General features: G+C 60.0%; 22 protein-coding genes. 10 read left to right on the top strand and 12 right to left on the bottom strand.

Annotation, left to right across the window (positions count from 1 at the left end):
• Positions 1 to 72: 72 nt before the first annotated feature.
• Complete coding sequence (locus HCG46_RS13925; protein ID WP_168686534.1) at positions 73 to 783, bottom strand: LuxR family transcriptional regulator; 711 nt, start codon at positions 781 to 783, stop codon at positions 73 to 75.
• Between the two features lie 148 nt (positions 784 to 931).
• On the opposite strand from HCG46_RS13925, the gene HCG46_RS13920 reads away from it, so the two are divergent.
• Positions 932 to 2,257, top strand: coding sequence for a hypothetical protein (locus HCG46_RS13920; protein ID WP_168686533.1), 1,326 nt, complete (start codon positions 932 to 934; stop codon positions 2,255 to 2,257).
• Between the two features lie 114 nt (positions 2,258 to 2,371).
• Positions 2,372 to 2,839, top strand: coding sequence for a hypothetical protein (locus HCG46_RS13915; RefSeq protein ID WP_168686532.1), 468 nt, complete (start codon positions 2,372 to 2,374; stop codon positions 2,837 to 2,839).
• A 163-nt stretch (positions 2,840 to 3,002) separates the two neighbouring features.
• Here the strand turns inward: HCG46_RS13915 and HCG46_RS13910 are convergent, their stop codons facing one another.
• The 4 genes from HCG46_RS13910 to HCG46_RS13895 all read right to left on the bottom strand — a co-directional run bounded on the left by HCG46_RS13910 (position 3,003) and on the right by HCG46_RS13895 (position 8,067).
• Positions 3,003 to 5,249: a xanthine dehydrogenase family protein molybdopterin-binding subunit gene (locus HCG46_RS13910; RefSeq protein ID WP_168686531.1), complete on the bottom strand. Its 2,247-nt coding sequence runs from the start codon at positions 5,247 to 5,249 to the stop codon at positions 3,003 to 3,005.
• Positions 5,250 to 5,261: 12 nt separating this feature from the next.
• Positions 5,262 to 5,708 carry a (2Fe-2S)-binding protein gene (locus HCG46_RS13905; protein ID WP_168686530.1) on the bottom strand — a complete coding sequence of 149 codons (447 nt, stop codon included), beginning with the start codon at positions 5,706 to 5,708 and terminating at the stop codon, positions 5,262 to 5,264.
• Positions 5,709 to 6,002: 294 nt separating this feature from the next.
• Entirely contained in the window at positions 6,003 to 7,370 is a 1,368-nt protein-coding gene (locus HCG46_RS13900) for an MFS transporter (protein WP_168686529.1), read from the bottom strand.
• On the bottom strand, positions 7,354 to 8,067 hold the full coding sequence (locus HCG46_RS13895) for a dihydrofolate reductase family protein (protein WP_168686528.1): 714 nt from the start codon (positions 8,065 to 8,067) through the stop codon (positions 7,354 to 7,356). Before HCG46_RS13895 ends, HCG46_RS13900 begins: the two co-directional genes overlap by 17 nt.
• Positions 8,068 to 8,522: 455 nt before the next feature.
• Here HCG46_RS13895 and HCG46_RS13890 point away from each other — a divergent pair, with 455 nt between their 5' ends.
• The 6 genes from HCG46_RS13890 (at position 8,523) to HCG46_RS13865 (ending at position 16,655) form a co-directional block, all read left to right on the top strand.
• Positions 8,523 to 9,164, top strand: a complete 642-nt coding sequence (locus HCG46_RS13890) for an alpha/beta hydrolase (protein ID WP_286185389.1) — start codon at positions 8,523 to 8,525, stop codon at positions 9,162 to 9,164.
• A 228-nt stretch (positions 9,165 to 9,392) separates the two neighbouring features.
• On the top strand, positions 9,393 to 9,842 hold the full coding sequence (locus HCG46_RS13885; RefSeq protein ID WP_168686526.1) for a DoxX family protein: 450 nt from the start codon (positions 9,393 to 9,395) through the stop codon (positions 9,840 to 9,842).
• A gap of 127 nt (positions 9,843 to 9,969) precedes the next feature.
• A complete protein-coding gene (locus HCG46_RS13880) occupies positions 9,970 to 11,079 on the top strand; it encodes an alpha/beta fold hydrolase (RefSeq protein ID WP_205838494.1) in 1,110 nt (369 codons plus the stop codon).
• Positions 11,080 to 11,181: 102 nt separating this feature from the next.
• Positions 11,182 to 12,069, top strand: coding sequence for a DMT family transporter (locus tag HCG46_RS13875; RefSeq protein WP_075281710.1), 888 nt, complete (start codon positions 11,182 to 11,184; stop codon positions 12,067 to 12,069).
• Between the two features lie 197 nt (positions 12,070 to 12,266).
• A complete protein-coding gene (locus HCG46_RS13870; protein ID WP_286185341.1) occupies positions 12,267 to 13,472 on the top strand; it encodes an efflux RND transporter periplasmic adaptor subunit in 1,206 nt (401 codons plus the stop codon).
• A 15-nt stretch (positions 13,473 to 13,487) separates the two neighbouring features.
• The gene (locus HCG46_RS13865) at positions 13,488 to 16,655 is read left to right on the top strand and encodes an efflux RND transporter permease subunit (protein WP_168686524.1); all 3,168 of its coding nucleotides are present in this window, start codon (positions 13,488 to 13,490) and stop codon (positions 16,653 to 16,655) included.
• A 118-nt stretch (positions 16,656 to 16,773) separates the two neighbouring features.
• Here HCG46_RS13865 and HCG46_RS13860 read toward each other — a convergent pair whose 3' ends face one another.
• From HCG46_RS13860 to HCG46_RS13835, 6 genes are all read right to left on the bottom strand, one after another.
• The gene (locus HCG46_RS13860) at positions 16,774 to 17,169 is read right to left on the bottom strand and encodes a cupin domain-containing protein (RefSeq protein ID WP_022999075.1); all 396 of its coding nucleotides are present in this window, start codon (positions 17,167 to 17,169) and stop codon (positions 16,774 to 16,776) included.
• Between the two features lie 28 nt (positions 17,170 to 17,197).
• Positions 17,198 to 17,836 (bottom strand): NAD(P)-binding domain-containing protein, encoded by a 639-nt coding sequence (locus HCG46_RS13855; RefSeq protein WP_055657113.1) that lies wholly within the window; start codon positions 17,834 to 17,836, stop codon positions 17,198 to 17,200.
• A 50-nt stretch (positions 17,837 to 17,886) separates the two neighbouring features.
• Positions 17,887 to 18,648 (bottom strand): carboxymuconolactone decarboxylase family protein, encoded by a 762-nt coding sequence (locus HCG46_RS13850; RefSeq protein ID WP_022999073.1) that lies wholly within the window; start codon positions 18,646 to 18,648, stop codon positions 17,887 to 17,889.
• A 112-nt stretch (positions 18,649 to 18,760) separates the two neighbouring features.
• A complete protein-coding gene (locus HCG46_RS13845; RefSeq protein ID WP_075281755.1) occupies positions 18,761 to 19,657 on the bottom strand; it encodes a LysR family transcriptional regulator in 897 nt (298 codons plus the stop codon).
• A gap of 87 nt (positions 19,658 to 19,744) precedes the next feature.
• Positions 19,745 to 20,755, bottom strand: coding sequence for a PQQ-dependent sugar dehydrogenase (locus HCG46_RS13840; RefSeq protein ID WP_168686523.1), 1,011 nt, complete (start codon positions 20,753 to 20,755; stop codon positions 19,745 to 19,747).
• Positions 20,745 to 21,200 carry a cupin domain-containing protein gene (locus tag HCG46_RS13835; RefSeq protein ID WP_062490854.1) on the bottom strand — a complete coding sequence of 152 codons (456 nt, stop codon included), beginning with the start codon at positions 21,198 to 21,200 and terminating at the stop codon, positions 20,745 to 20,747. Before HCG46_RS13835 ends, HCG46_RS13840 begins: the two co-directional genes overlap by 11 nt.
• A gap of 379 nt (positions 21,201 to 21,579) precedes the next feature.
• On the opposite strand from HCG46_RS13835, the gene HCG46_RS13830 reads away from it, so the two are divergent.
• Positions 21,580 to 21,933, top strand: coding sequence for a cyclophilin-like fold protein (locus HCG46_RS13830; RefSeq protein ID WP_205838493.1), 354 nt, complete (start codon positions 21,580 to 21,582; stop codon positions 21,931 to 21,933).
• Between the two features lie 185 nt (positions 21,934 to 22,118).
• Positions 22,119 to 22,871, top strand: a complete 753-nt coding sequence (locus HCG46_RS13825) for an SDR family oxidoreductase (RefSeq protein WP_031268692.1) — start codon at positions 22,119 to 22,121, stop codon at positions 22,869 to 22,871.
• Positions 22,872 to 22,934: 63 nt separating this feature from the next.
• Here HCG46_RS13825 and HCG46_RS13820 read toward each other — a convergent pair whose 3' ends face one another.
• Complete coding sequence (locus HCG46_RS13820) at positions 22,935 to 24,413, bottom strand: winged helix-turn-helix domain-containing protein (protein ID WP_168686522.1); 1,479 nt, start codon at positions 24,411 to 24,413, stop codon at positions 22,935 to 22,937.
• Between the last annotated feature and the right edge of the window lie 207 nt (positions 24,414 to 24,620).

Below are 24,620 nucleotides of genomic sequence, written 5' to 3'. Positions count from 1 at the left end.
GGTACGCGCCCTCTCCCATTTAAGGGAGCTTGAACACGTGAAAGGCACAGGACACCTTTTCCACATTCCTGACTAAGGGGAAATCAGCCCGTTGAGCAGCGCGATGGCAATTGCCTGTTCGCGGGTCGCGGCGCGAAGTTTCGTGCGGGCGTTCTTGAGATGAAGTTCGACGGTAACCGGTCGGAGGCCGAGCTTGTCTGCAATCTGCTTGCTGCGCAGGCCTTGCGCGACCCAAAGGAGGCATTCCTTTTCCCTTGGGCTCAGCGCGATGTCCCTGTGCTCGTTTTCCAGCGCGGCCTGCAGGCGCTGGTGCGCAAAGAAGGCTGTCAGCCGGAGCAGGTCGGCATGTTCTGAAAATATCTTCTCGATTTCGTGGCGCGGCAGGCTTGATCCGAGGTTCCAGCCACCAGCTCCACCAGGGCCCGCTTGCCGCACGATACAGGACATGCCGGCACGCATGCCGGTTTCTCCAGCTTCCTGAATGAGTTGGCGCTGGGCATTGCACAGATACGGGTAGTCCGAAAGATAGTCGATGCCTGTCCCCATAGGAGTAGTCGAGGTGCAGCAATAGGCAAAAAAGGGGTCGATCCGCTCATAGGCGGCGGCGCGGTAATGAGAGGTCCAGCTTTCCGGAAAGGTGGTGAACATCGAGAGACCCGCCATCGTGCGGTCGATGTAAATGAGCTTGTCGAAGCCAAAGGATTCGAAGAATTGCGCACTGGCTGTCCAGGCACTGTTGGAAGAAATTCCTTCAGGCAATTTCTCGATCAAACTGGGCGGCACTGCGTCTGTCCAAGCATAAACTATGGTTTTCCATATATTGGAGATCATAGGGTGCCGGGTTACATCGGACAACGGTTAGAGTTCACGGGGATTTTTACCTGACCAGGGCCCGTCGGACGGAACACGTTTTCGAGGGGCCGCTTCTGACGTGACAGGTACGGGATCACAGACAATCGTCCTTGGAACGTTTCTGTTGGGGCCGCTGGTTTACGCCTTCTGGCGCAGCCGCAAGGGGACGCGAGCCGATTACATTTTCAACTCGGGTCGCACGGGGTTGCTGGCCACGGTCGCCGGTATCATTTGCGGCAATATCGGCATCGGTACATTCGTTGCCCTGGTGCTGTTTTCCGCGGCAAGCCCGGTCATCGGCCTGTCGCTCGCGCTGGCCTATGGCTCCGGGCTGATGATGTGTGCCCTTGTCGCTCCGGGTGTGCACAGGTTGTCGCAAAAATACGGGGTGAGGGGACTGATCGACCTCATCGTGGTCACCCACAAGGTGCGGCACCCGATCCTGATATGGGTGCCGGTTGCCTTTGTCTTTCTTCTGCGGGCCTCGGTACAATTGATTGCCCTGGCCGTTATCCTGACGGCTGTCCTTCCAATTCCCCCTCTTGCGGCAGTCGTGCTCGCAACATTCGTTGCAGGGGCCTATACGGCGATTGGCGGCTACAGGGTGGCAACGGAAACCGACATTCCGCAGGCTGTGGTCATTCTCGTCGGCATTGCGATCCTCGGGATGTGGAACATGGAAGCGCCTTCGCGGGAGCTCGTGTTTTTCGACCTTGGTCCCTACCGCTTTCCGATCCTGATCGGCATCTGGCTGTTCATACCGGCAAGCGCGGTTCTGGCTGTCGACAACTGGCAGCGGATGGCGACCGCACGGGAGCCGTCGGTCGCCCGGCGCGCATTCCTGCTCGGTGCCCCGATATGCCTCGCGGGATACCTCATTATTGTCTGGCTTGGGCTGCACAGCATGCCTGGCGGGGACGTGATGCAGATCCTGCACACGTCGGTGCCGCAGACCTGGATATGGCTTGTCGACCTGATGCTCATCGCCGTGGTGATGTCGACGATGGACACGTTCGTGATGCCGCTGATGGCCGGTCTGGAGCGGACAGAACTGTCGCTGGGGAGATTGCAGTTGATCGTTGCCGCGCTGTTCACGTTGCTCGGTCTTTCAGCGGCCTTGTTCGCGGATGTCCTGAACTCGATCATTTCCGCCTTCAGTTCGCTGGCGGTGTTCTTGCCGGTTGTCTGGGCGTCGGTTCGCGGCCGGCGTGTGAGCGCGCCGGCGGCGATCGTGTCGCTGAACGTCGGGATCGCGGTCACCGTGCTGCTGACAACGGTGGACCTGAATTCCGCGGCGTTGGTCGGCTGTCTTCTGTCCTGGCTGCTGTATGGGGCAGTGTCACGCTTTGCCCCGGGCCAGTCCCTGGCGCTTCGCAAGGTTGCTGAAAGAGACGCGAGAGCTTGATGCTTCGCCGCCTAAGTATCTTCGGTTTCCGCTCAAGCTCTCCCATATGGGACATTTGCGGTCTGCAAGGATCGCCTACTCCTTCCCGAGTTTCGGCTCAAAGGAGACAATCTGATGAAATACGCCTACGCTCTTGCAGCTGGCCTTCTGCTGGGTCTGCCGGCAGAATTTGCGACAGCACAGTCGCGCTCCAATGAGGGAGTGACAGGTCAACCACAAGCCTGTCCGTTCAACCATCCTGTTGGTTGCTTCATCAAGACCGGTTCCAAGGGGCCGGTGAAGTCCGTCTACTTCTTCAACGACTACAAGCAAAACCGGTGCGGGGTTCATACGCAGGTCTGCCCCGAAGGGCGCAAATGTTTCACGCGCACGGAGAAACTGAGCCTGAACACAGCTACGGGAGAATTCTATTCAAGCCGGATCAATGGAGCGGTCACCGTGACGAACAGTTACGGGTTCTCGACCAAGACGATTGGGGCCGGTTATCCCGCCTTCATGCGGGCGAAGGTCAAATATGTCGGGAAAAGCGGCAAGGCGAGAACCAGCACATTGTCCTTCAAGGCGTCGTCTGAAGGGTGCTGACGAGCGTTCATGGTTCGCAGCAATCAGCTCCTGCCAGCTTGAAGGCCAAGGTCCTGTTTTTCAAGGAGCGCTTGTTGTCCCGAAAGTTCACCTCCCTGCGCAAAAGCGCAGGGAGCACCATAAATCATCAGCGAAATGCCGATGGCTGCAATAATCTTGCTGATCATCCGTTTGCTCCCGAAAAATCAAACCTGGAAAGCGGCAGGCTCCGGATCCGTTCGCCGGTGAGAACAGCTACGGCATTTGCGACTGCCGGCGGCACGCCTGGAAGCCCGGGTTCACCGACACCTCCCATCGGCGCACCGCTCTCCACGATACGGACATGAACGCGCGGCATGCGCTCAGGAGGCAGGATCGGATACATGTCGTAATTGCGGGCTTCGGGCATACCATCGGTGTAAACGACCTCTTCCAGCAATGCGGAAGAAAGACCGAGTGCCACGGCGGAGTTTACCTGAGCTTCGATAATCGCTGGATTGACGATGCTGCCCGGATCGATCGCGACCCAGACATCGTGAACGACCACTTCGCCGCCATCCAGGGAGACTTCTGCAATCGTTGCCACCTCGCTGCCGAAAGGAGAGGCCATTGCAACGCCGCGGGCGCGCCGCGTTCCGTCTTCCGCCTCAAAGGGCCCTCTTTTCCAACCCCCGGACAAGTCACCAACCGTCTGCAACAGTGTCTTGTGGCGTGGGCTGTGGTCCAGCAACTTGAGACGCAGTTCAAAGGGATCCTGCTCGCCGGCATCAGCCATTTCGTCGAAAAAGGACTCATAGAAGAAATCATTCATCGAATGACCGACGGAACGCCAGAACCCGATAATGGCCGGATCATCGACATGGATCTGACCCACGCGCTTGTTTGCGATCGCGTAGGGCTTGCCGGCAATTCCCTCGACCGATGAGCTGTCGACCTTGTCCGGCTGACGACCGTACCAGCGTCCGGTGGGGCCTTCGCCGACGGCAACCGCATCGAAAGCCAGGGGATGGCCATCCGGGCCGATCGCAGCCCTGAACCGCACCGTGCCAATTGGCCGAAGAGCGTCGCGCAGGAATTCTTCCTCGCGGCTCCAAAGGAGTTTTACCGGGCGGCCAGCCGCCTTGGACAGCAGGATCGCCTGCGGATAGGGATTTGCCGTCTGATAGAGGAAATGACGGCCGAAGAAACCCCCGAGCATCGGGGAATGAACAATGACCTTGTCCGCAGATATCCCGGCCACCTTCGCGGCATCGGCCTGGAACATCTCGGGAGCCTGGTTCGGGACCCACATTTCCAGGGTGCCGTCGTCGTTCCAGCGCACAAGTGCAGAGGGCGGCTCAAGCTGACCGTGCGCCAGATAGGGGGCGTCATAGGCGGCTTCGATCACCTTGGCGGAGGATGCTAGCGCGGCATCGGCATCTCCTTCGGCTTCAAACGCGATCCCTTGACCGGCCGTCGCCTTGAGCATTTCCTTGTGCGCTTCGGAGGAGAAGGTGTCCGGCATGGCGCGAGCGGTACCTGCGGGAGCTTCTGTCCACTCGACTTCCAGCTTCTCAACGGCCATCCGGGCGCGCCACCAGCTGTCGGCCAGAACCGCAACGGCACCGGGCAATTTGTGAAGGGAATGCACGCCTGGCATCGCCGCGACGTCTGCCTCATTGGCGAATGCGCCAGATTGCTGGCCAAGACGCGGCGCATGTTGTACCGCACCGTAGAGCATACCATCGACCGAAAGATCGATCGCGTATTGCGCCCGTCCCGTGGACTTGTCGAGAACGTCCAGCCTGTCGTGCGGCTTTCCGATCCAGCGGAATTCATCCTTCGACCGCAATTCGACTGTTTCCGGCACCGGAAGGTCCGCCGCAGCTGTCGCAAGGTCTCCATAGGGGATCGATTGCCCGGAGGCCGGATGAACCACTTTCCCGGGTTCGGTCGTGAGGGTTTCAATGGGCACGCCAAGGCGCCCAGAGGCGGCTTGCAGCAGCATCTGACGGGCAGTCGCACCAAGCTTGCGCATGGCGTCATAGCTCATGCGCACGGACATGCTGCCGCCGGTAAAGCGAATTTGCCCGCCGATCAGCAGGTAGTCGGGTCCCGGGGGCGCCGTTTCAACTTGAAAGTTGCCCGGCTCGACATCCAGTTCCTCACCGACGATCTGGGCCATTGCGGTGTAGATACCCTGCCCACCTTCCACAAAAGCGCTGCGGAATTTCACCGTGCTGTCGGCCAGAATTTCCAGGTAGGCATCGATCCGGGTACCCGGCGTGGTCTGGCCGGCCTGCGCAATCGCCCGCCCGGTTCCAGCAGGAAGAGATACGGTCAGAACCAGCGCGCTGATAGAACCGGCGAGAAAGCCGCGGCGTGAGACGTTCAGCGGGCGCGCTGTGTTTATATCGGCGCGCGTGAAACCGGAATTTTCATCAATATTCATGGGAGCGCCTCCTTAAGCTTCCGCAGCCTGACGCACGGCTTTCGAAATCGCATTGTAAGTGCCGCATCGGCACAGATTGGTCATTGCTGCGGCAATGTCGTCTTCCGATGGGCTGGCGTTTTCCTTGAGAAGGGACGTGGCAGCCATGACCTGGCCAGACTGGCAATAGCCGCATTGCGGCACCTGGTTTTCCACCCAGGCGTCGACCACTTTCCTGCCGATCGGATCTTGTTCAATTGCTTCGATGGTCGTGATCTCGGAACCGGCGACACTTTCGACCGGAGTGACACAGGTACGGGTCGCGTAACCGTTGACAAGCACCGTGCAGGCTCCGCATTGAGCAAGGCCACATCCGTATTTGGTACCGGTCATTCCGAGCGTGTCCCGCAATACCCACAGCAACGGGGTGTCGGGTTCAACGTCAACCTCGTGCCGGGATCCATTGATGTTCAGTTCCATGGTGCCTCTCCTCGAGCTTTCATGAAGGCGTGCCGACGGCTGATTGCGCAACGCGGCAGCATGCTTGCGTCCGTTTCGCTTCAGGCAGCGTCATGCCCGGCGCGTCACGGGTAATATGAAGTCATCAGGCCGGGGGATTAAGGCGCGTCTCTTGAAACGAGTTATGATCTGGCCTCATGAAACGAACCGGGCGAACCAAGTGGATGTCCCTGGCCTGCACACGGCGACAGCCCACTGACAAAGCAGACAAGGTCTGGTCATTGAGCGATGTCGAGGGCGCTTCTGCCGCCAGCGTCACACTGTCGGTCGGGTACCACGACGACTGACAAACAGCATGGCTGCAACGCCGATCAGGCTGCTGACGGTGCTGACAATGACCGCCCCATGCCAGCCGGCAAAAAAGCCCTCGTCCGTCGGTTCTGCAATCAGAAGGGAGACAAGTGCAATGCCGATGGCCGAACCGAGGTAGCGGGCCGTGTTGTTGGCGGCGGACCCCATGGCACTGCGTTCTGGGGGGACCGTCTGCACAGCTTCGTGGCCCAGGGAAGCGTTCAGGACGCCATTGGCCAGCCCGGCGATGAACAGACCGGGAAGAACGGCCGCCCAGGTCGTATCGGCATCAGCGGCAATCATCAGGAACTGGGCAAGTGCACAACCGAGAATGGCCCAGATAACCCTTTGTCTAGAAGTGAACCGATCCGGCAGCAGGCGTGCCGCAAGAGCGGCGATAACGGTGACCCCGGACCAGGCGACAAGAACAACGGCAGCAAACAGCGGTTCCATTCCAAGGCCGCGGACCAGAACAGTCGGAACCATGGACATAAGGGCAAGCACACCTGCGCCCGAGGCGAAGGCCGCAATTGTGGCTCCCGCGAAATTGGCATCGCCGAAAAGATCCAGTGTCAGGATCGGATTTCTGACCCGTTTTTCGATCGCCACGAAAATCGCGACGAGCAGAAGACCGGAAGCCGAAAGGGTTACGACCGTCATCGCGGACCCGACCCGCGCCTCGGTCAATGCCGAAAGAAGGCACCCGAGCCCGGCCATCAGAACGACGCTTCCGGCCAGATCGACCTTCTGACCGCTGGGTTGGCTTTCCGGAAGGCGTGCCCGGGCCGCGAGGGCGAGCAGGGCCGAGGTCACCGCTATCAGCCAGTGTATCGCGGCCCAGCCCGAAACCCCGAGCAGGAGCGATGCGATGATCGGACCTGCAGCCACACCGCCGCCAAGTGCCGCCGCCCAGATTGCCGCTGCGTGCCGGCGAGCTTCGCCCTGGTAGATCTGTCCGAGCAACCCTAGGCCACAGGCCATGATACCGGCACTTCCAAGGCCCTGTACGATGCGCATGAGGATCAGAAACAGGCCGCTGGTGGCAAGCGCTGCGGCAACCGACGACAGAACCGTGAGCCACAATCCGCCGGTGAACGTCATTCGCCGGCCGAGTGTATCGCCGAGGGCGCCTGCGGTCAGCAGGCCGCAGGCCGCACCCAGTGGCATGCCGCCCATGACCCACGCCTGACCGGCCGACGACAGGTTCAGTTCACGTGTCATCGCTTCCAGCGTCGTCAGCGGCGCGGTGAAGACGACGAGTGCAAGGAACGTCGCGAAGGCTATGATGATCAGGGCCGCGGCAGGGGGATGAGATTCAGATGTCACTGTCATTCCGGTCTCGATGGGACGTGTCCCGGATCACCTTGTGGCGGATCCAGATGGTTCCGTCGTCGAATGTGCTGGAGGAGATGAGTTCGAGCCTGCGGGCATCACACGGTTGCGTATGCTCGTAAATGGCTGGAATGCCGCTCTGTCCATCAATAACCGGGAAGACGAGTGTGCTGGTTTCATCGATCATGTCGGCTGCCAGAAACGCGCCGTTGAGAGTACCGCCGCCTTCCAGCAACAGGCGCCGGCAATCGAAGGCTTCCGAAATCCTTGTCAGCGCACCGGACAGGTCGGTTCCCTCCGCACCGGCAAAGAAAACGGAAATACCGCGGGCGTACAGGTCCTGGACATGGTCGTCCGCAACTCTTTCCGAGAGCACGATCACGAGATGTTCGCCTTCGAGGTCTCCGGTTTCGGGGCGTAGACGTCCGGAGCGGTCAAAGCAGATTGCGACCTTGTTTCCAGAAGAGCTGGCTATGAGATCCGGACGCGGAACCGGACCTGCGGAGATGCAGGGTTCAGCTGAGGCAATGAAATCTTCCATTGTGCGCCGACCGACAATCCAGCCGTCATTGTCCAGACGTTCGGCAGCGCTTTCATAGGCTGTCATGACTTCTTCCTCGCTGGCCGGCCAGCGACCGGGAAGGAGGCGGCCGTCGAGAGAGGTGATCATGTGGCAGATGATGAAAGGTCGTTGCATTTGATGCGTTGCTTCCGGTTTCAAGGCGCCTGGGAGGCAAGTCGAATTTGGAACTGACACATTACCCCGCAGACCGGTTGGAAAATATGCACTGAGCCCAGCTTGCACTGATGAGAGGGACTCATGAAACAAGCCGGCTTTCGTTGACGAAATTGGCTCGACACCAGCTTCAATCAAACACGGGGCTCAATACAACCATACCGATGTATGAGCGGTACGACCTGCCGTACAATGGTTCCACGGTGCGCTTTCCCGCAGGCTGATGACGTCACCGCAGGCACCGCCTGCATCAGCTACGGGGAACAACATGTCCATGAAATCTGTCACGCGACGCTTCGTTCTTGAAGGACTGGCATCGGCCCCCGCGATCGGCGGGGCCGTATCCATCGTTATGCAACCGACCCCCGCCACGGTGGAAGAAATCAGGGGAACAAGCCAGATGACCGCGCCTTGGCCTGTCCACCGGCACACCCAGTTACAATCCCCTGGAGATGGCCGCAGATCCGCGTGATCTTATCCAGGCGCTGGGCCTGAAGGACGTGATCCTGCTCGGTTGGTCGATCGGCGGCATGGCGGCCCAGGTGGCGCTGACGCTTTATCCGCAGGAGATCAGCCACCTTGTGCTCTTGGGCTCGACACCTCCCGGCGATCTGGTGAAACCGGCAGAGCAGCTTTTTTACGACCTTGCCGGCAAGGACGTGAACGACTTCGAAGACGTGGTTGCCCTTTTCTTCGAACCGAAATCGGCTTCAAGCCGCGCGGCCGCAAGCCGGTCCCAGGCACGCATCGAAGCGCGTGAGGGCGATACCAGCCCGGCGGTTCCGATAGATTTTGCGCGGGCTCGCATTGCCGGTGGTCCGGCCAATCCGGCTTTCCCCGCTCCGCCGGTGATGGAGATGCTGAAGACGACCAGCGTGCCGATCCTGCATATCGGCGGAGATCACGACATCATCTTCCCGGTCGAGAACTGGTACGCGCTGAACGGGGGCCTGCCGACAGTCACACTGGTGACTTACCCCAGCGCAGGCCATGGGCCCCAGCATCAGCATCCTGAACTGACGGCGGATATCATCGCCAGTTTTGTCCGCAACGCCTGATGAAGGTTGAAACTTCGGCGCCGGCAGATTTCGGTTCGAAATTGCCGTCGCTGAATCTCCCGGGCGCACAGATTTCATCCCGCCGCTTACGGCAGGTCGGATTGGATTGTTCAATAATCGATTACAATGTTATCTGATTTTGATGGCTTATAATCAGAAAAGTAGACGATATCTTTTAACCAGGCCCGGACGAATAAGGAAAGGTCCGGCAAAACAGGAGTACTGAAAATGGCAAATCTCGATGTATCGGCCGCACCTGAAGGCGGCTCCGCACTCACCCGCAGTCTGGACGGCGCCGTGCCGCTGGCCGCACGCCTGCTGATCGCCCCTTTGTTTCTGCTTTCCGGCATTTCCAAACTTGGGTCTGCAGAAGCTACCATCGCCTGGATCGATGCAGCAGGCCTGCCCTTCGCAACGCTCGCCTATATCGGCGCAGTTGCGGTTGAAATCATCGGCAGTCTTGCTCTGATCGCGGGTTATCAGACCCGTCTCGTTGCCGCAGTCATGGCACTCTTTACTGTGGCAGCAGCTCTGGCCTTCCACAATCAGCTCGGTGATCAGAACCAGTTCATCCACTTCTTCAAGAACATATCGATCGCCGGTGGACTGTTGCAGATCGTAGCCTGTGGCGCCGGCCGCTTTAGCGTCGATGCCCGGATCGGAAATCGACTGCAGTAATCGCGTCCCTGTAAAAACTGAAAAACGCTTCACGGCCTCCGCCCATCCCGGAGGCCGTGCGCGTTTGTGCCGGGTGCAATGGGGTGTGAAATGAACAGCAATCGCGCCAAGGCAATACTGTGCCCCCATGCGAAGAGATGTCATACTCCTGCCCATGATGCGGCGTGGAGTTCCAAAACAAGACATCTTCTTTGTCACCGCCAAAGATGGTGCGCGCATTGCCTGCGCCTCGTCAGGGCGTGGGCCGACCATCGTTCGAGCCGCGCACTGGCTGACCCATATTTCCCGCGATCTTGACAGTCCCGTCTGGCAACACTGGCTTGCCGAGTTGACTGGCTTCGGACGTCTCGTGCGATACGACCTTCGCGGCTGCGGTCTTTCTTCGCGAAACATCTCCGAGATCAGCTTCGAGGCCTGGCTGTCGGACCTGGAAGCCGTGACCGAAGCAATCGACGAACCCTTTACCCTGCTCGGCATGTCTCAAGGTGCCGCGCTTTCCATCGCTTACGCGCTTCGCCATCCGGACAAGGTGGAACGACTGGTCTTGATCGGCGGTTACGCGCGCGGACTGTTGGCTCGCGACACCAGCGACAGGGCGAGACTGGAAGCGGCCACGCTGACCAACCTGATGCGGCTGGGGTGGGGCAGGGACGATTCTGCTTTCAATCAGGTTTTTACGCATCTCTTCATTCCGGACGGAACGCTTGCGCAGCACAAATGGTGGCGGTCTCTTGAACAAGACACCGCATCTGCAGACATTGCAGCCCGCACGATGGAAACGCTTCATCGTATCGACGTCCTGAATCTGGCTGCGCAATTGAAAGTGCCGACGCTGGTGCTGCATGCAAATGGCGACGCACGCGTTCCCTTCGCTCAGGGACGCGAGCTTGCCATGACCATCCCCGACGCCAAATTCGTGCCCCTGGACAGCAACAATCACGTATTGCTGGACACGGAACCTGCGTGGAACGTTCTTCTTTCTTCTTTGCAGGATTTCCTCGGAACCAGCGCCGACCTCGCGGTATCCGACGCGGACTTCGGTCTCACCACCGCGGAGGAACAGGTGCTGACTTTGGTGGCGAAGGGGCTGAGCAATTCGGAAATTGCGGAGCTTCTGGACAAGAGCGAAAAGACCGTGAGAAATCAGGTCTCTTCGCTCTTCGACAAGGTTGGGGTGCACACCCGTTCCGAGTTGATCGTGCGCGTTCTGTCGGCACAGACGGGACAAACACCCTAGGCAATACGTCACTTTATCAAGCGCAGCGGGACATCGATCTCATGTGCGCCGGTCGGTTTTGGCGTCTGATCTCCACAGATCAAGCCGAAGGATGACCGAAAGATGAGACAAGCAATCCAAAAAGACACCACGGCGGCAATTGCCGCGCTCGTTTTTGCGACCCTGTTCTGGTCGGGAAACTTTATCGCCGGACGTGCGATCCGCGGTGAGATCACGCCCCTGGAACTCAACACGATCCGATGGGGCCTTTGCCTGGCGATGATGCTGCCTTTCACGTTGCGAGGCCTGGTCTCCTATCGCCGGGAGCTTGTTGCCTCATGGCGCGTGGTCGCATTGCTTGGGATCACCGGCATCGCCGCGTTTCACACGATGGTCTACCAGGCGCTCTCACAGACTGCCGCGGTGAACTGTCTCCTGATCCTGGCGCTGGCTCCGGTCGCGACAGTTGCCGGTGGAATGATCTGGAGCGGGTTCCGGCCGACCTTGTTCCAGATCGCCGGGCTGCTTGTGTCGCTGCTGGGTGCCTCGGTTCTGGTCCTGGCTGGCGGAACCGTCGGCGTGTCCCTTCTTCAGGTTGATACCGGCAAGGTCTGGATGCTCGGCGCGATTTTGATCTGGGCCTGGTATACGCTTTTGCTGCGCCACAAGCCGTCCGCCGTGCCGCAGAGCGTGACGCTGGTGGCAAGCATTCTGGTGGCGCTTTGCGTGATGGCGGCTTTCCTCCTCGTGCGCGGGGTGGAACGGCCTGAGTTCACCGAAGAGTCGCTGCTGGCTGTCGCCTATATTGCGGTTTTTGCGTCGGCGATCGGGTTTCTGCTCTGGTCCTACGGCATTGGCATCATCGGCCCGGAACGCGGCGGGCAATTTGTCCACCTGATGCCGATCTTCGGCAGCATCCTGGCAGTGCTCCTGCTGGGGGAGCAGCTGACATTTTCACTTCTTGCAGGAGCGGCATTCGTCGTCGCCGGGATCGTACTTGTCAATCGATGAGTGACCCGGAACTTGGCGAAGTCCAGCCTTTGCACGGTGATGTGGCATGCGGAAAGTGACGGATTTGAAGAAGCCGAAATTTGCCCTTGACCTCAACTTAGGTTGAGGTCTTAAGAAGGCGTCCGGGTCTGCGTCTACAGGCTCATCGGCGTGCCAAAACCTGCCGCCGGTACCTCGTACTCATTACCGGATAACCAATGCACGTCAGGCTCTTTCCCGACTTACTCCCGCTCCTTGCGGTTCTGATAATACTCAGTGGCTGCAGTCCTTCCGAAGAAACTTCGCATGCCAGTTTCCCACCGCCGGCCGTGAAGACGATCACGGTGGCCGGCGAGGACATGCCGCTCAAGAAAGATTATCCGGGTCGACTGGTGCCCATTCGTCTGGCCGAAGTCAGGGCGCGGGTTTCCGGCATCGTACTGGAACGGCAATTCGAACAAGGTAGCGACGTCCACAAGGGCGACGTGCTGTTTGAAATCGACCCGGCCAAATTCGCGGCCGCCGTCGCTTCCGCAAAGGCGCAGCTTTCGCGGGCGGAAGCAGCGCTCAGCCTGGCGAACCAGCGGGCAGACCGGGTGAAGCGTCTGCTCGCGCGAAATGTCGCCAGCACGGAACAGCACGATGTTGCGCTGGCGGACCGCAAGCAGGCCCAGGCGGAAGTTGCCGTTGCCAAGGCCAATCTCCAGACCGCGGAACTTGAACTCAGCTATGCCTCGGTCCGCTCACCAATTGACGGTCATATTGGCGCTGCGCTGGTGTCCGAAGGCGCTCTGGTTCGCCAGGAGGACGGAACGCAAATGGCGATCGTGCGGGATATCAGTTCACTCTATGTGGACTTCATCGCGCCGCTCGCGGAACTGTCCAGGGTCCGCCGCGAAATCGATGCAGGCGACATGCAGCCGGTCGAAAGCAGCAATGCCATCGAGCTGATCCTTGACGACGGCAGCACCTATGAACATCCGGGCCGACTGCTGTTTTCGTCTGCCGTGGTCGATGAAACCACGGGTCAGGTTCTGCTCCGCGCCGAGTTCGAAAATCCGCAGGGCAAACTGTTGCCAGGCACCTATGTCCGCGTCCGTGTGACGGAAGGCGTCGCTCACCAGGCAGTGCTCGTTCCGCAAAGGGCCGTCCAGTGGGACACGTTGGGCCAGGCGAGCGTGATGACAGTCAGGGACGGCAAGGCGGCCGCTCAGCCTATCCTGACAAGTCGTTCCGTCGGCAACCGTTGGCTTGTCACCCAGGGACTGAAGTCAGGCGATCAGGTGATCGTCGACGGCCTCGATCGTGCGATGCCCGGTCAGCCCGTCTCGGCCGCTCCGGCAAAGGCGGCTGCAGAAAAGGCCGCCGAACGCGGCACGGTATCAGACTGCAGTGCCGCAGAACCGTGCGATATCCCGAGCTAGAACAGGTCCTTCCAAATGCCGCAGTATTTCATCGAACGGCCCGTTTTTGCCTGGGTCATCGCACTTGCCATTGCCCTGGCAGGTGCGATCGCAATTCCGTTCCTGCCCATCTCCCAATATCCGAACGTGGCACCAACCACGATTGCGGTGACAACCAGCTATCCCGGCGCCACACCGGAAAATCTCTATGACAGTGTCACCAAGCTCATCGAACAGGAGATGAACGGCGCGACGGGGATGCTCTATTTCGATTCCGTCAGCGATGCGCAAGGCAGCGTGACCATCAACATCACGTTCGAAGCGGGCACCGATCCGCAGGTCGCGACCGTGGATGTGCAGAACCGGATCAGCCGTGTGGAGGCGCGCTTGCCGCCTTCGGTTCGCCAGCAAGGGGTGCGGGTCGAGGAAACCAGCAGCTCCTTTCTGCTCTTTGTCGGCCTTGTCTCGACGGATGGCCGTTTGAACGCTGTCGACCTGGGCGAGTTCGCAGCCAGGAATGTGATTGATGAATTGCGGCGTTTGCCTGGTGTCGGCAAGGCGCAACTGTTCGCAACAGAACGGGCGATGCGCGTCTGGATCGACACGAAAAAGCTCGTCGGCCTCAACCTGACAGCCAGGGACGTGACTGGTGCGATTGCTGGACAGAACGCACAGGTGTCGTCCGGCAGCATTGGAGCCCAGCCGAGTGCGGCTGGCCAGGAAATTACGGCCACCGTCTCGACCACGGGTCAGTTGTCGACCACCGAGGAGTTTGCGGAAATCGTACTGCGGGCCAACCCCGATGGATCCGTGGTGCGCCTCGGAGACGTGGCGCGCGTGGAATTCGGCGCGCAAAGTTATGCGATCTCCTCGAGTATCAACGGTCAGGAAGCCGCGATGATCGGCATCCAGCTGAATGCGAGTGGAAACGCGCTGGTGACCGCCGACGCTGTCAAATCGAGGATGGCGGAACTGGCGGCAAACTTTCCCCAGGGCGTCAGTTTCGAGATCCCTTATGACACCACGCCCTTTGTTTCGATTTCCATCGAGAAGGTCATTCACACGCTGATCGAGGCGGTGGTGCTGGTCTTCGTCATCATGTTCCTGTTCTTGCAGAACCTCCGCTACACGCTGATCCCGTCGCTTGTCGTGCCGATCGCCTTGCTGGGAACATGTGCCGCGCTGCAGCTATTCGGGTTCTCGATCAACGTGTTGACCATGTTCGCGATGGTGCTTGCGATCGGTATCCTGGTCGATGATGCGATCGTGGTTGTCGAAAACGTCGAGCGCATCATGGCCGAGGAAGGTCTTCCACCCAAGGAGGCCACCGTCAAGGCTATGAAGCAAATCACGGGTGCCGTCATCGGCATCACGGTCGTCCTGATTGCGGTGTTTGTGCCGATGGCGTTCTTTCCCGGGGCCATCGGGATCATCTACAAGCAGTTCTCCGTGACGATCGTCATGTCGATGGTGTTTTCGGCCTTCATGGCTCTGACCCTTACGCCGGCGCTGTGCGCGACGATCCTGAAACCAATCCCCGAAGGCCATGCCCATCACAAGAACTGGTTCTTCCGTGGGTTCGACTGGTTGATCGGCAAGACGACGAATGGCTACGGCCGCGTCGTCGGCGGGGCCGTGAAACGCAATTACCGCATGATGGTGATCTACATGGCGATCCTGGCGGGCCTGGGTTACACCTATGTTCGCCTGCCTTCGGGCTTTCTGCCGGTGGAAGATCAGGGATATGCTATCGCCGCGACGCAATTGCCGGCCGGGTCTACCGCGCAGCGGACCGCCGGTGTTCTTGATCAGGTCGATGACTTCTTCATGAACAGGTCAGGCGTCAGGAAAATCGTCTCGATCCTTGGCTTCGGGTTCAACGGCAACGGCCAGAACGCGGGGATCTCCTTCGCAACCTACGAGGACTGGGCGGAAAGAGGACCGGGGGATTCTTCCGAAGCCATCGTCGGTTCGGCCCTGGGAGCACTTGCTGGCATTCCGGAAGGCTCCGTGTTCACCCTGACGCCGCCGCCCATTGCAGCGCTCGGCAATGCCAGCGGGTTCAGTTTCCGTTTGCAGGACCGTGCCAATCACGGAAATGACGCGCTTGTGCAGGCTGCCAGCGCCCTGTTGGGCATGGCCTGGCAAAGCCCGATCCTGCAATACCCTTACATCGAAGGTCTGCCGCCTGCTCCGCAGATCATGCTCGATATCGATCGCCGGCAGGCGAACGCCTACGGGGTCGCCTTCGATGAAATCAATGCGGTCTTGTCCACGTCGATCGGATCGAGCTATGTCGCGGACTTTCCAAACGCTGGCCGGATGCAGCGTGTCATCGTTCAGGCCGAAGCGGCCGAGCGGATGGACGTTGCGAGCCTGCTTGACCTGAACGCCCGCAACAGCCGCGGCGAGATGGTGCCGCTCTCCGCCTTCGCGAGTGCGCGCTGGGAACTGGGGCCGACGCAAGTGGTCGGGTACAACGGTCTCCAGGCGATCAAGATCAGCGGCAGCCCTGCGCCCGGCCACACCAGTGGCGAGGCGATGGCAGAAATGGAACGGCTTTTCCAGTCTTTGCCGCATGGTTTCGGCTACGAATGGACGGGCTTGTCGTACCAGGAAAAGGCTTCAGGCAACGCAGCTCCCTTCCTGCTCGGCCTGTCGCTCGTCTTCGTGTTCCTGTGCCTTGCCGCGCTCTACGAAAGCTGGTCGGTTCCAATCGCCGTCATGCTTGTCGTTCCGCTTGGCGCAGTCGGGGCCATCGTTGCGGTCACCATGCGAAACCTGCCCAACGACATCTATTTCACGGTGGGGCTGATCACGATCATCGGACTGTCTGCCAAGAACGCCATCCTGATCATCGAGTTTGCCCGGGATCTCAGGAACGAGGGGCGTTCCCTGCTGGAAGCAACGGTCGAAGCGTCGAAACTGCGCTTCCGGCCGATCCTGATGACGTCATTCGCCTTCATTCTCGGCGTGGTTCCGCTTGCTTTTGCGACGGGTGCCAGTTCGGCCAGCCAGCGAGCAATCGGTACGGGTGTTCTTGGAGGAATGATATCGGCAACGGTGCTTGCAGTGCTTTTGGTGCCGACATTCTACGTCGTCGTTTCGAAGCTCTTCGGCCGCAGGTCCAAGGCCGCCAATTCCACTCCCCGGAGTGCCGACGACGAGGAATTGCCTGACGGGAACAGCCGGCAATCGGTGTGAATTCGTGAAGGTCCTCCAACCGTTGGTGAACAGCACGGGGGACGTCAGTCGCAGGTGTCGGAAAACGGACATTCTCCGAGGCATGGCAGCCGGGCCTTTGGGCCCGGCTGGCGGTTGGTCAGCCGGTGTAATCTTCGTCCGAGACCTTCTCCATCCAGGTGACGGGGGAGCCGTCGATGCTTTCCTGAATGGCGATGTGGCTCATGGCTGTGTCGGGTGCGGCACCGTGCCAATGCTTTTCTCCTGCGGGAAACCAGACGACGTCACCCTGGGAAATCTCTTCCACGGGGCCGCCTTCGCGCTGAACCCGGCCACGGCCGAAGGTCACGATCAGCGTCTGTCCGGCCGGATGGGTGTGCCAGGCCGTGCGTGCGCCGGGCTCGAAGGTGACATGGGCACCGCCGGTCCGACCGGGTTCTTCGGCCTGGAAAAGCGGGTCGATGCGCACAGTGCCAGTGAACCAGTCGTCGGGCCCCTTGACGGACGAAGCAGTCCCGGAACGGATGATTTTCATTTTCAACTCCCTGTTGCTTGTTGCGCGGTCAGCCGCGCAGCTTTTCAAAACGGTAGGTTAAGGCAGGCCCACCGGGTTGGCTGTAAGCCAACTCGGCGGTGACCATGGCAAAGGGCTCCGCGAAGCGGGCCGTGCGAAGTGGGCCGGCTTCAAGAGGATCGAAACCGATATCCCGGATCAGGAGACCGGCGACTTCCTTCGCACCGGCATCGTCCCCATAAACCAGGACTTGCGGCCTTGGTGTCCGTTCCTTTTGCGAAAAAACCGGCATGAAAGCCTCGGAGGGAACCGTGTTGAAACAGGAAACCCAGCGGGCCTGCGGGCGCATGGCGGCCAGCTCTTCGGCTCCGGACGACTGGATACCGACCACCAGATCCGTGTTCGTCGGATCAAGGGGCACGCAGCAGTTCAGGACCACGGCTCCGGATAGATCCCCGGCTTGCGCGAGGACGTCGTTCACCCGCGACCAGTGTACGGCCAGCAGCAGCGCGTCCGAATTCTCGACCGCATCCGCCACCGACCCGTACGAGGCGCCTGCCGCCTGGGCGAGACGCTCGAGCTTCGAGCGGCTGCGGGAATAGGCGAAGGTCACATCATGGCCGCAACGCGCCCAGAGCTGTCCGAGCTTGGCGCCCATCAGACCTGACCCCAGAATGCCTATCTTCATGTCTCAGTTCCGATCTTTCATGCGGCAAGGCCGGCTCCGGCGGGTACCGGTTACTGCGCGCGTTTTTCGAACACGGCCTTGGCAACCGGCAATGCCGAAAACACCTTCGGCCAACCGGCATAGAATGCCAGGTGAGAAAGCATGGCACCGGCTTCTTCCTGTGTCAGGCCATTGTCCATTGCGCGGTTGAGGTGAAATGTCATCTGTTCGGGCTGACCGGCTGCAATCAAGGCGGCCACCGTCACGAGGCTCCGGTCGCGGGGCGCGAGGTCGGGACGCAGCCAGAGGTCGCGGAACAGCAGCTCACGCGTGTTGTCCACGACACCCATGCTCACATCCGCATAGTTGCCGCGTACGAGGTTTTCACGGGCAGCTTCGGCCTCTTCGTTGAGCGGCAGCAGGTCCGGGTCGGAGGCCGGCAGGTCTTCAATGGTGATCTCCCTTTCCTCAAACACCGGCGCGGCTGCTTCGGCGGCCGCGGTGGCATTGCCCCAGCCTGTATAGAAGGCGAGGTGGGTGATGGTTTCGGAGATCTCTGCCGGGGTAACGCCTGAATCGAGAGCCAACGATACATGGCTTGCAAGATTTCCGGTTTCGTGCCGCGTCATGAGGGCGGCAAAGGTGACCAGTGCCCGGTCTCTCTTGGAAAGGCCTGCCCCGTTCCATTCCGCACCGAATAGATCGTCCTTCGCATAGGCTTCAAGTGCCGGGGCAACGCGGCCAACGGCTGCAGGCAAGGTTCCTGCCGCGTCCTGAGCGGCTGCAGTCGTGGCCATCAACGCCAGACCGGCTGCGGTGAGAATGGATTTCATCGGGAGCTCCCTTTCGGCAAGTGGGCAATTACCCTGCTAATCTGGAGCGCAAAAAACGTATCTTAATAACCGGGTCTTTCAAGCCACTCATGACGTCACCTCATGAGTGGGCTCAACCACGATCCCGCAGGGCATCCAGGACGACCTGGAAGGCGAACGAGGGCTTTTGCCGGCTGGGGTAATAAAGGTGAAAACCGGGAAACGACGGGCTGAAGTCATAAAGACATGTGCGCAAGGTTCCGGCCGCAAGATGTTCCTGCGCCAGCCTTTCGGGAACCAGTGCCAGTCCATGACCGTCCACGGCCGCACGCATGACCGGGTTGATCGTATTGAAGCAGGCTTGTCCCTTTACCTTCACCCGGATTTCGTTGCCGTCCTTGTCTTCGAACTCCCAGGCATAGAGTGCGCCATGGGTGGAAAGCCGCAGGTTGATGCAACTATGGTCCGCGAGATCCTGGGGTGTTTCCGGCTCGCCAACCCTGTCCAGATAGTCGGGTGATCCGACACAGACCATGCGCTCGTCCGGACCGATACGCATCGAGATCATGCCCTCGCTGACCTGTTCGCCATACCGCACACCTGCGTCACATTGGGAATCGGCAAGGTCCGTGTAGCCGTAGTCCATGACGAATTCGACATTGACCAGCGGATGGGCCTTGAGAACCGGAGACAGCTTTGGCCAGAGGAGGCTTTCTATGGCGTATTCCGTGGCGACGATCCTCACTGTTCCGGTGGGCTGGTCACGTGCATCGTTGAGTGCCTGAAGCCGGGCTTCGATCTTTTCGAGGCACGGTGTCAGGGTAGCCAGAAGGTCTTCGCCTTCGATCGTGGGAGCGACGGAGCGGGTCGTCCGCGTCAAAAGCCTCAGGCCCAGGCGTTGCTCCAGTCCCTTGATCGTGTGGCTCAGGGCGGACTGAGACACGTTCAACCGCGCTGCGGCCCGCGTGAAACTGCGTTCCTCCGCAACAGCCGCAAGCGCGATGAGATCATTGATATTTTCTCGGAGCATGTGGGAGGTCCCGTTCTGATCATCCAGAATCATCACTGTCTCTCCCACATATATGTGCCGGGCTCATGAGGTCCATCGATTATGCAATCAGGGATCCAGCCGGATCAGCCTGTCTTCAGAAGCCCCTTCCCGCCGGGGAGACCGGTTTGTGGTGATTGCATAGATCACGCTATCCGACACAAGCACGTCCCGGATACGTTCTCCGGCCTGGTAGGCTTCGGATACCCGGCCATCGGTGCTCACTTCCAGAATGCCGTTCACTCTCAAGCCCGCAAGAAGCAGCCGGTCACCGTCCGAGGTCAGGCCGGAAGGCGCCCAGGTGCTCTGGCCCGAATGCGCCAGCGGTGCGAGCAGGCCGTCGCGGGTTTCATCGCCCTGGATCAGCGGCCAGCCGTAGTTGCCGCCCCGCTCAATCCGGTTCACCTCGTCATGGCCGGACTGGCCGTGCTCGGCTGCGAAGAGCTGCCCGGAGGCGTCCCAGGCAAGGCCCTGGGGATTGCGATGGCCGAGCGACCAGACCGGTGAACCCGCGAACGGATTGTCCGAAGGGATTTCGCCGTCCGGCGTCACACGCAATATCTTCCCGGCAAGGCTGCCGAGGTCTTGCGGACGCTCCCGGTTTTCGGTCCAGCCGGTGGTGACATAAAGCATGCCGTCGGGACCGAAGGCCACGCGTCCGCCGTTGTAAAGCGGGTGGCCCGGAATGGCGTCGATAAGAACACGTGTCTCTTTCCATCGATCCCCGAGACGCTCGGCCTCGATGACACGGTTCATCCGGGCGTCCGGGGTGCCGTAGTGCTGGTAGAGCACGATGCGGCCGGTGTCCGGGAAGTCCGGGCTGATGGCAAGACCAAGCAGGCCGCCGCCGCGGTCATCCAGGATCGGCTGACTGGTCTCGACGGGAAGGCGCGTGAAGGAACCTTCGGCAAGAATGCCGACTGTTCCGCTCTTCTCTGTCACATAGATCTTGCCGCCATGGGCTTCGATATCCCAGGGATAGTCGAGGCCGTTCAGCACGGTGTCCGCTGCAGAGGCGGACACCGGTGCCAGCATCGCAAACAAGACGCCACAAAAGTGGACGGCAAGCTTACTGGCCATATTCTTCGTCCGTCACATGATCGCCCCAGGCAACGGCGGACCCGTCAACCGTCGCCTGAATTGCGTAATGGGAAACGGACGTGGTGTCGGTCGCGCCGTGCCAATGCTCGACATCAGGCGGGCACCAGACCACATCACCTGCCTGCATGATCTGCTTTTCCTGACCGCGCTCCTGCACCCAGCCGGTCCCCGATGTCACGACCAGCATCTGGCCCGCAGGATGCGTGTGCCAGGCGGAGCGGGCTCCGGGCAGAAACGTGACGTGACCGGCGCTGACATCGTTCATGACGGGCGGGAAAACAGGGGCGACATAGGCTGTACCGGTAAAATAGTCGCCGCTTCCCAATTGGCCCGCCAGGGTTTCGGAGCGGGTTATTTCCATGGATTGTGCAAATGCAGCCGGAGCCGCAAGAACGAGTGCGAGCGTTGCAAGGGTGCGTTTCATCTCAGGTCGTCTCCATCAGTCGTGAGGCGGCCTTTCGGCCTTCCTCAAGAACGTAGGCAAGACGCACGCGTGGATAATGGTGGCTCTGTCGGAAGCAGTCATGAGGATCACTCATGAACCCGGTGGAGCTGTCCGTCTGTTCACGAGCTCCACTCCTTCCGGTGTGACCTGGGTGCGGATTAATGAGTGCTGCTCATGAGAGGCAGTACCTGGAGGGGGCTTAATCCTTGTCGGTCTGACGCCTAGATTGGAAGCAACAGAACGGAGGAACCCCGCTATGCCCGCTTTCAGGTCAAGATTGCTCTCCTTGGCAATGACACTGTTTTGCGCCGGGGCGGGGGCTTCCGGAAACGCAACCGAACCATCGAACGAGGCTCGCATGATCCGCATCAAGGTGATCGTAGAAGACGTTGTGCTTCCGGCGACGCTTGACGATACGCTCGCCGGCAGGGACTTCGCGGCCCAGTTGCCACTCGACCTGACCCTGACCGACTATCACGGGACAGAAAAGGTCGCGGACCTGCCACGCAAGCTCGATATCTCCGAAGCCCCGGCAAGCTACACGCCGCGAAAGGGCGACATCACGCACTACGCGCCCTGGGGAAACATCGCGATCTTCTACAAGCCGTTTCAGAATTCCCGGGGCCTCGTGAGGCTCGGCGTATTCGACGGGTCGATCGATGCCCTTCTGGGTGATGGACCGCTTTCGGTCCGCATCGAAGCGGCCGACTGATACGGCCAAAGATCGGCAAATTCTGGAACGGGCTGTCCACCCGTCGGGATTGCCTGACTGCAGGTGTCTTCATTTTCGACACCTTCGAAAACGCTTTCGCTTCGGCAGAACGGATCTGTCTGGACCCGGTGAACCGGGCCATTCCTCTGCCTGAACAAGAACACTCAGAACCCAAGGAGACTATCATGTCCGACAACATCAAGGGAAAAGTCGTCATCATTACCGGAGCCTCCTCCGGCATCGGCGAAGCAACCGCAAAGCTGCTGGCCAGCAAGGGGGCGAAGATCGTGCTGGGTGCACGGCGCACCGACAAGCTGGAAACCATCGCGAACGAGATCAAGGCTGCTGGCGGCGAAGCCATCTATCAGGCGCTGGACGTCACCGTGCCGGCTGAAAACGAGGCTATCGTCAAACTGGCGAAGGACACTTACGGAAAACTCGACGTCATTTTCCTGAATGCGGGGCTCATGCCGTCCTCGCCGATTTCCGCACTCAAGACGAACGAGTGGGAGCAGATGGTAGACGTCAACGTCAAGGGCGTGCTGAACGGTGTTGCAGCCGTCATGCCCACCTTTGCCGAACAGAAGTCCGGCCATGTCATCGCGACCTCTTCCGTTGCTGGTCTGAAGGCTTATCCTGGCGGTGCGGTCTATTGCGGTACCAAGTGGTTCGTGCGCTCGTTCATGGAAGTCCTGCGGATGGAATCTGCCATGGAAGGCACCAACATCCGCACGGCAACCATCTACCCGGCGGCAATCAACACCGAACTTCTGAATACGATCAGCGACAAGGGCAGTTCCGAAGCGTTCCAGGCCCTTTACGACCAGTACGGCATCTCCGCCGACCGGATCGCGGCGGTCGTCGAGTTTGCAGTGTCGCTGCCGGAGGACACGACGGTCAACGAATTCACCGTCGGTCCGGCCAATCAGCCCTGGTAAGACCCGGTGAAATGACCGGTGGCGGCGGCAAATTTACGCTGCCGTCACCGGTCTCACACGCGGTTAAAAACCATGCGCATCCAATGAGGCATCGATACGGGCACGCCATTGCGGGTCCTTGAAGGGAAAAGCCTCCAGAAACATTTGCCTGGTCGCGTCGGCACGTCGGGACCGTACATCTTTCGCCCAACGCTCGGCCCGTTCGGTTTGTCCGGCCAGGGTTGCAAATGAAACGACGATCATGCTGACGAGGTAGTGGGCTCCCGGTGTCAGCGCACTGCGTTCGGCCATTTCGGCAGCCTCGGCAAGCCTGTGCTGATGCAGGAAACCCATGGCCTGCGTGCCGAATGTTCCGTAGGCCAGCGGGTCAAGAGGGCTCAGGCGGTAGGAAAGACGGCCGCGCGAAATCGCCTCTTCCGCGTTTCCCGACAACCCCTGAAGAAAGCCGAGCGCATAGTGTCCTTGCGCGTAATTCGGGTTGAGGGATACGGCACGCTCGATGTGCACGATGCCGGTATCCAGCTCACCATCCAGCCAGAATGTCCGTCCCCAGACATAATTCGAAAACGGATCGAAGGAATCCGCTTCCATCGCTTTTGCCGCATGGGTCTTGGCCTGTGTGAGGGCCGCCTCTCGGTCGCCGTCGTAGTGTGCAAATGCGTCCTGGAACCGGGTGAACGACAGGCCTGCATGCGCACGGGCGAACTTGGGGTCGAGTTCGACGGCCCTGCGGAAATGCGTTGCGGCAACCGCATTGGCATTCGCGTTGAAGCGGTACATCTGCTGCAGGCCAAGGTGATAGGACGACCAGGCGTCGAGCTGGTCCGTTCCCGTTTTCTGGGCGTGGGCAGCTTCGAGCGTATGAATTCTGAGATCAATTTCCGCAGTGATCGCACTCGCAATGACAGCCCGCGCATGAAGAAGATCATCTTTCGCAAGCAGGTACCGTTCCGCCCAGACGACGGTGTCGCAGTCCGTATCGAGCAACTGAACCGTAGCCGCAAAGTGTGTACCGTCTCTTTCAAGCTGACCGAACAGAAGGTAGCGGGCATCCAGGGCTGCGCCGATCGTCTCCGCCTTTGCCTCCGGCAGGGACCGGAAGCGAAATGTCGTGCCACGTGAAATGACGGTCAGCCAGCGCAAGCGCGACAGCTGCAGGATGAGTTCGTGCGGCAAGGCTTCGGCCAGAAGCTGAAGGTCCGGATCCGGTTCGTAGGTCTGAAGCGGCAGGATGCCGATCGAGGGCGGGCCTCGCTCGGTGCGCTCAGGACCTGCCTGCCCGAAAGTGACACGTCCCAGAAAGCGAAAACCTTTGCCGTGAACGGTGCGCACCAGCCGTTGTTCGCGCCCAGCATCACCGACGGCGGCACGCACGGCGCTGATGCGGCTGTCGATCGCGGCGTCGGAGATGGGCCGACCATCCCATATGCTTTCGACGATCTCGTCACGTGTCGTCAACCGATCGCCGTTGGAAACCAGCAACAGAAGCAATTGGTAGACTTGCCGTTCCAGAGGCACAGCCGTGCCGTCGGATCTTCTCAACTCAACCCGATCCGTATCCAGTTCGAAAGTGTCAAAACGGAATAGCATCCCTCGAGATTATCAAAAAATCGGGGGTTCTAAAGTTTTTCTGAAGGTTCTCTCCAAGCTTCCAGGCCACGAAAGGCGGAAGGTCAAACGAGCAGCACCGCCCGCGTTGAAAGTCGCAGGCATCAGCTGGGCCGATGATCATCGCGGTCGCAATTCGCA

Source organism: Labrenzia sp. PO1 (assembly GCF_012273635.1).
Taxonomy (GTDB): Bacteria; Pseudomonadota; Alphaproteobacteria; order Rhizobiales; family Stappiaceae; genus Roseibium; species Roseibium algicola.
Note: the sequence above shows the minus strand (reverse complement) of the source record. Positions and strands in the feature narration are given on the sequence as shown.